At 62.4% G+C, this 4,793-nt stretch carries 4 protein-coding genes and 1 pseudogene; 1 reads left to right on the top strand and 4 read right to left on the bottom strand.

The features are described 5' to 3' along the window. Positions 1 to 337: 337 nt before the first annotated feature. The 4 genes from L1069_RS23380 to L1069_RS23395 form a co-directional block, all read right to left on the bottom strand. Positions 338 to 1,111 (bottom strand): 5-oxoprolinase subunit PxpA, encoded by a 774-nt coding sequence (locus tag L1069_RS23380; protein ID WP_237457243.1) that lies wholly within the window; start codon positions 1,109 to 1,111, stop codon positions 338 to 340. Next, the gene (locus L1069_RS23385; RefSeq protein ID WP_237457244.1) at positions 1,108 to 2,139 is read right to left on the bottom strand and encodes an urea amidolyase; all 1,032 of its coding nucleotides are present in this window, start codon (positions 2,137 to 2,139) and stop codon (positions 1,108 to 1,110) included. The genes L1069_RS23380 and L1069_RS23385 overlap by 4 nt, the downstream gene beginning before the upstream one ends. Beyond that, entirely contained in the window at positions 2,136 to 2,888 is a 753-nt protein-coding gene (locus tag L1069_RS23390) for a carboxyltransferase domain-containing protein (protein ID WP_129369599.1), read from the bottom strand. The genes L1069_RS23385 and L1069_RS23390 overlap by 4 nt, the downstream gene beginning before the upstream one ends. 112 nt (positions 2,889 to 3,000) lie before the next feature. Continuing rightward, positions 3,001 to 4,377 (bottom strand): methyl-accepting chemotaxis protein, encoded by a 1,377-nt coding sequence (locus L1069_RS23395; RefSeq protein ID WP_237457245.1) that lies wholly within the window; start codon positions 4,375 to 4,377, stop codon positions 3,001 to 3,003. 281 nt (positions 4,378 to 4,658) lie between these two features. Here L1069_RS23395 and L1069_RS23400 point away from each other — a divergent pair. Beyond that, positions 4,659 to 4,793: pseudogene (locus L1069_RS23400) on the top strand (IS3 family transposase); the annotation flags it as partial.

Here is a 4,793-nt window from a genome sequence, read left to right on the forward strand (position 1 = left end):
CTTTTTTGACGTTTGCATGACTTTTTGCAAAACACTCGTTAAGTACTAATTCTTTCAATGACTTACGCGATTCAAAAAGATGGCCGGCCTGCGATTTTCCGGCAATCGGCCGGGCCTTGGCACGACAGGCGCGATGGCTTGAGGATTACCTCCCGCTAGATGTTGGGGTTTCGAAGCAAAGGCACACAAGAGGGGCAGAGTTCCGCGAGTCGCCTCCGGCAGTTTCCCTTCAAATCAGGCATCCGATTCCATGGATTTTCCCCGAAAATCCCCCAAACCGCCCTAGCGCCAGGCGATCCTCCCGGCTGAGGCACCAAGAACACCTCGCCAGCGGTGCTTAGCCCCTGCGCCCGGTGAATTGATGGATCATGATCCCGCCCTCCGTCAGGCTGGTGCGGACCGATTGTGCCAGCTGCACCGCTTCCACCGTATCCCCATGCAGGCAGATGGTATCGATTGAGGCGGGAATGCGCTTGCCGCTTTCGGTGATGATGGCGCCCTCTTCCACCATTTGCAGAATGCGCGGACCGGCCAGGGCCGGGTCATGAATGACAGCGCCCGGCAAAGACCGGTCGACCAGCGTGCCGTCATCATTATAGGCACGGTCAGCAAAGATCTCACCGCACCAGTTGCAGCCCAGGCCGCGCACCGCCTCTTCCATGGCCGTGGCCGCCAGCACCATGATGATGATGTCCGGATCCACCTCCAGCGCCGCCTCGTAGCAGGCCCGCGCCAGCGCGTGATCGGTGCAGGCCATGTTGGACAGGGCCCCGTGCAGTTTCAGGTGGCGCACCTGGGTTCCGGCCGCCCGTGCCATGCCCTGCGCTGCGCCCAGCTGGTAGCGGATCATATTGGCCAGTGTGCCATGCGGCACATGCATCTTGCGCCGCCCGAAGCCCTGCAAGTCCAGGAACCCGGGATGGGCGCCGATCCCGACGCCGTTGTCATGCGCCAGCGCCATGGTCCGGGCCATCACATCCGGATCGCCCGCATGAAAGCCGCAAGCAATATTGGCCGAGGAGACGATGTCCAGCAGCGCCGCGTCATCCCCCATGGTCCAGGGGCCGAAGCTTTCACCCATGTCGGCGTTCAGGTCGACGGTCTTGGTCATGCGGTCTCTCCCGTTGCAAATGGGTCCGCCTCCGCAGAGACCGCCCCGCTGATCAATTGATAGGATAACAGGTCCCGGAGCGCAGCCGGATCGCGTACCAGCGGGCGGCAAGCTGCGGGCAGCCCCTTTAAAACCGTCTCAAACCTGGCCTGAATGTCCAAAGCCTGTTCCAGGCCGGTCCAGCAGAAGCGGAGCGCAGCGCCGCCCTGCGCCTGCGCCACCTTGGGGAGATCGCATGGCAGAACGGTGCCGATCCGCGGGTAACCGCCAGTTGTCTGGCATTCGCGCAGCAGCACGAAAGGCTTACCATCGCCGGTCATCTGCACATCCCCCGGCAGGATCACTTCGGACAGGATATTGAGCTGGCCATCAGCGGCAAAGCCTTCGCCCTCCGAGACCATTTCCACCCCCATCCGGTTGGCACGGCTGCCGCGCCGGAAAGCCGTGGCTGCAAACCGGACACGGACCGCCTCGGGAAACAGGCTGCTTTGGAAACTTTCGACAATACGCAATTCACCGCCCTGAAAACGGTCCTCGGCGGCCAGTACCAGACCTGTTTCATTATTCCGGTCTGAACCGGCAGGCAGCAGGTCTCCGGCTTCGGCCGCCCGCCCCAGCCCCGCCATCAGATGCACAGCGCGGGAGCCAAGCAGCGGCTCCGTGGCAATACCGCCGCCAAGATGCAGGTATCCATAGACGCCGCGGCGGGCGGCACCGATTGACAGACGCTGGCCCGCCTCCATCCGGTGCGACGCATTCCAGGCCAGCGGTTCACCCTCCAGCACTGCCGCCATCGGCGCGCCGGTCAGGGCAATGCGCAGGGGGCCGGTTGCTTCGAACTCGCCGCCCATGCCACCCATTTCCAAGGCTGCCAATCCGGAATCCTGCCGCAGCAGCGCAGCCCCCTCGGCCAATGCCAGCGGGTCAGCAGCGCCGCCTTGGGACACCCCCTGCCCCAGTAAACCGGGCCGCCCCAAATCCTGGACCGAAGCTGCCGGTCCGATCCGCAGTATCTTGAGGCCGCTCATGCTGCGATCTCCGAGACGACGGCGCCGCCAAGCAGCGGGTCATCCTGACAGTGTTTCAGGAAGTCCGGTTTGGAGACCGGCTCAAACTGCATCTCATCACCCGGGCGCAGAACAAAAGGCTGCGCTGCCCCCGGCTGGAACAGGGTCAGCCCGGTCTGACCCACATGGCGCCAGCCGGTTGGTGCCGGATTGGAGAACAAGACGAACTGGCTGATCGCCTGCACCAGCGCGCCGCGCGGCACCAACGGTGTCAGCTCCGTCTGCCGTGGCAGGTTCCATTCCGGCCCCAAAGACCCAAGGTAGGGCTGGCCGGGGGCAAAGCCGATGGTCAGCACCCGCACCTGTGCAGCACCCAGGCTTTCGATGGCCTGTGCCTCGCTCATCCCCGCGGCATCGGCTGCTTCTCCCAGCTGGGGTGCCAGATCGGTGCCGTATACTGTGGGCACCCGCCAGAACCGGCGCCCGGGCGGCAGCGGCGCCTGCAGCCAGTTTTGGGCGGTCAGAAGGGTCTGCAAAGCAGCCTCCAGCGCCTCATGCCGCAGTTCTGCAGGATCAAAACGGACAAAGACCGAGGCCAAAGAGGCCATGGTCTCTACAACCCCTTCAAGCGGCAGTGCTTCCACCGCACTGCCAAAAGCCAGCGCGGCGCGGTTCGAGGCCTCGCTAAGGCTGCTGTCAAAGCTCACCAGCATGCCGTTCTGCCCGGCCCGCCGGACCAGCGGATAGGCTGGTGCGTCCTGGCTGTTCATGTTTTCACCCCGTCATTTTTGCGCGCAAGCGTTGCGGTGCAAACAGAGAGTGTCAACATGTCAATTCATAGAAAGCCTTGCCGCTGCCACAGGCAAGAACCGCAAGCCGGCTTCAGAAATCATCCCACCCTTGCGCCGCAGGCAGCGCATCTGCATCCAAACCGCCGGCGCCTTGTGCCGCCGGGGCTGCTGTCGGCGCTGCTGCCGCCGGGCGCTGGAAAGCCACCACATCCGCAACCGGGGCGGGGGCCGGGTTGCCTGCGGAGCTGAACTTCGACACTTCGCGGGTCAGCTGGCTGGCGTCCGCGGACAGCAACTGGCTGGCGGCCGAGGTTTCCTCAACCATCGCCGCATTCTGCTGGGTCACCTGATCCAGCTGTGAAACACCAAGGTTGATCTCGCTCAGCGACGTAGCCTGTTCCTTGGCGCCAGTGGCAATCCCGCTGATGTGGGTGGAAATATGCCCCACACTGTCAATGATCTGCTTAAGCTCAATTCCGGTTCTGCCAACCAGATCCACACCGCTGGCCACCTGCTGTTTGCTTTGACCGATAAGCTGTTTGATTTCGCCGGCCGCCCCAGCAGACCTTTGCGCCAGCGCCCGCACTTCTGAGGCAACAACCGCAAAGCCACGGCCTGCTTCCCCCGCCCGGGCGGCCTCGACCCCGGCATTCAGCGCCAGCAAGTTGGTCTGAAAGGCAATATCGTCAATCATCCCGATGATCTTGGCGATTTCCTCAGAGGAACTCTCGATCTGCGACATCGCCGCAACAGCATCCGAGACAACCTGGCCGCTGCGTTCCGCGGCAGTCTGGGCCTCGCTGACGATGCCTTCCACCTTCTCTGCACCTTCCGCCGAGGAATGCACCGTGCCGGTCAGCTCCTCGATGGCCGCTGCGGTTTGCTCCAGCGTTGCAGCCTGGCTCTCGGTACGCTGAGACAGGTCGCTGGCTGATTTGGAGATTTCATCCGCTGTGCGTCCGACAGCTTCGGATACTTGCGTCACCGCGCCCATCGCTGTGCCAAGCTGCTCCGCCGAGCGGTTGAACGCCTCGCCCAGTGCGGCAATGTCCACCTGATCGGACAGTTTGACCCGGAAGCCCAGATCCCCTTGGCTCATCGCGTCCAGCCCCTTGGCGATTTCCTGCAGCCCAAGACGGCGCACCGTTACATCAGTGGCCACTTTGACAACCCTTTCCACTGTGCCATCCGCGTTTTCAACCGGAGCATAGGTCGCCTGGATCCAAATGGTGGCGCCGTCTTTGGTCACCCGCGGGAACTGATCCGTGAACACACGGCCAGCGGCCAGGTCTTTCCAGAATGACTTATATTCCGCACCCGCGGCAATTTCAGGCGCCACAAACATCGAATGATGCCGGCCCGTGATTTCTTCCAGCCGGTATCCCAAAGCAGCAAGAAAATTGCCGTTTGCGGTCAGAATTGTACCGTCCGGTTTAAATTGGATTGTCGCCTGGGTGCGATCGACCATACCGGCAATAATCCTGGCACCGCTATCCTGCTCTGCGGGCCTGGACGCTTTGAATTTGAAAAACAATGAATTTCTCCGCGCGTTCCTGATTCTCGATGGCTCGCGCCGAAAGTACCGTGAAACCAACAGAAAATTCTTAACGTCCCTGGATACATGCGCCTAGGTGATCAGCCCCGGCATCTGGCGGATCGGATCCGCAATGATGGCAAAACCAATAAACAGCGGAATGAGCGCTGTCAGAACGGCCTCACCCAAAGTGAGTGCCCAAGTCAGCGCGATAGGGGCGACGGCGAATGAGGTATCCCGCACCTGAGAAGCTGGAGATCATCCGGCTGGTGGAAGGGTCGCACCTGCCGGCCAGTCGCACGCTGGACAAGCCCGGCATCCCCAGGCCGGCGCGGGTCTGGAACCGCATC

It is taken from the genome of Leisingera sp. MMG026, assembly GCF_021654205.1.
Taxonomy (GTDB): Bacteria; Pseudomonadota; Alphaproteobacteria; order Rhodobacterales; family Rhodobacteraceae; genus Leisingera.

Excerpts from the sequence above, each read along its gene's own strand:
- L1069_RS23390 (WP_129369599.1), bottom strand. The coding sequence starts at position 2,888 with ATGAACAGCCAGGACGCACCAGCCTATCCGCTGGTCCGGCGGGCCGGG.
- L1069_RS23395 (WP_237457245.1), bottom strand. The coding sequence starts at position 4,377 with ATGGTCGATCGCACCCAGGCGACAATCCAATTTAAACCGGACGGTACA.
- L1069_RS23380 (WP_237457243.1), bottom strand. The coding sequence starts at position 1,111 with ATGACCAAGACCGTCGACCTGAACGCCGACATGGGTGAAAGCTTCGGC.
- L1069_RS23385 (WP_237457244.1), bottom strand. The coding sequence starts at position 2,139 with ATGAGCGGCCTCAAGATACTGCGGATCGGACCGGCAGCTTCGGTCCAG.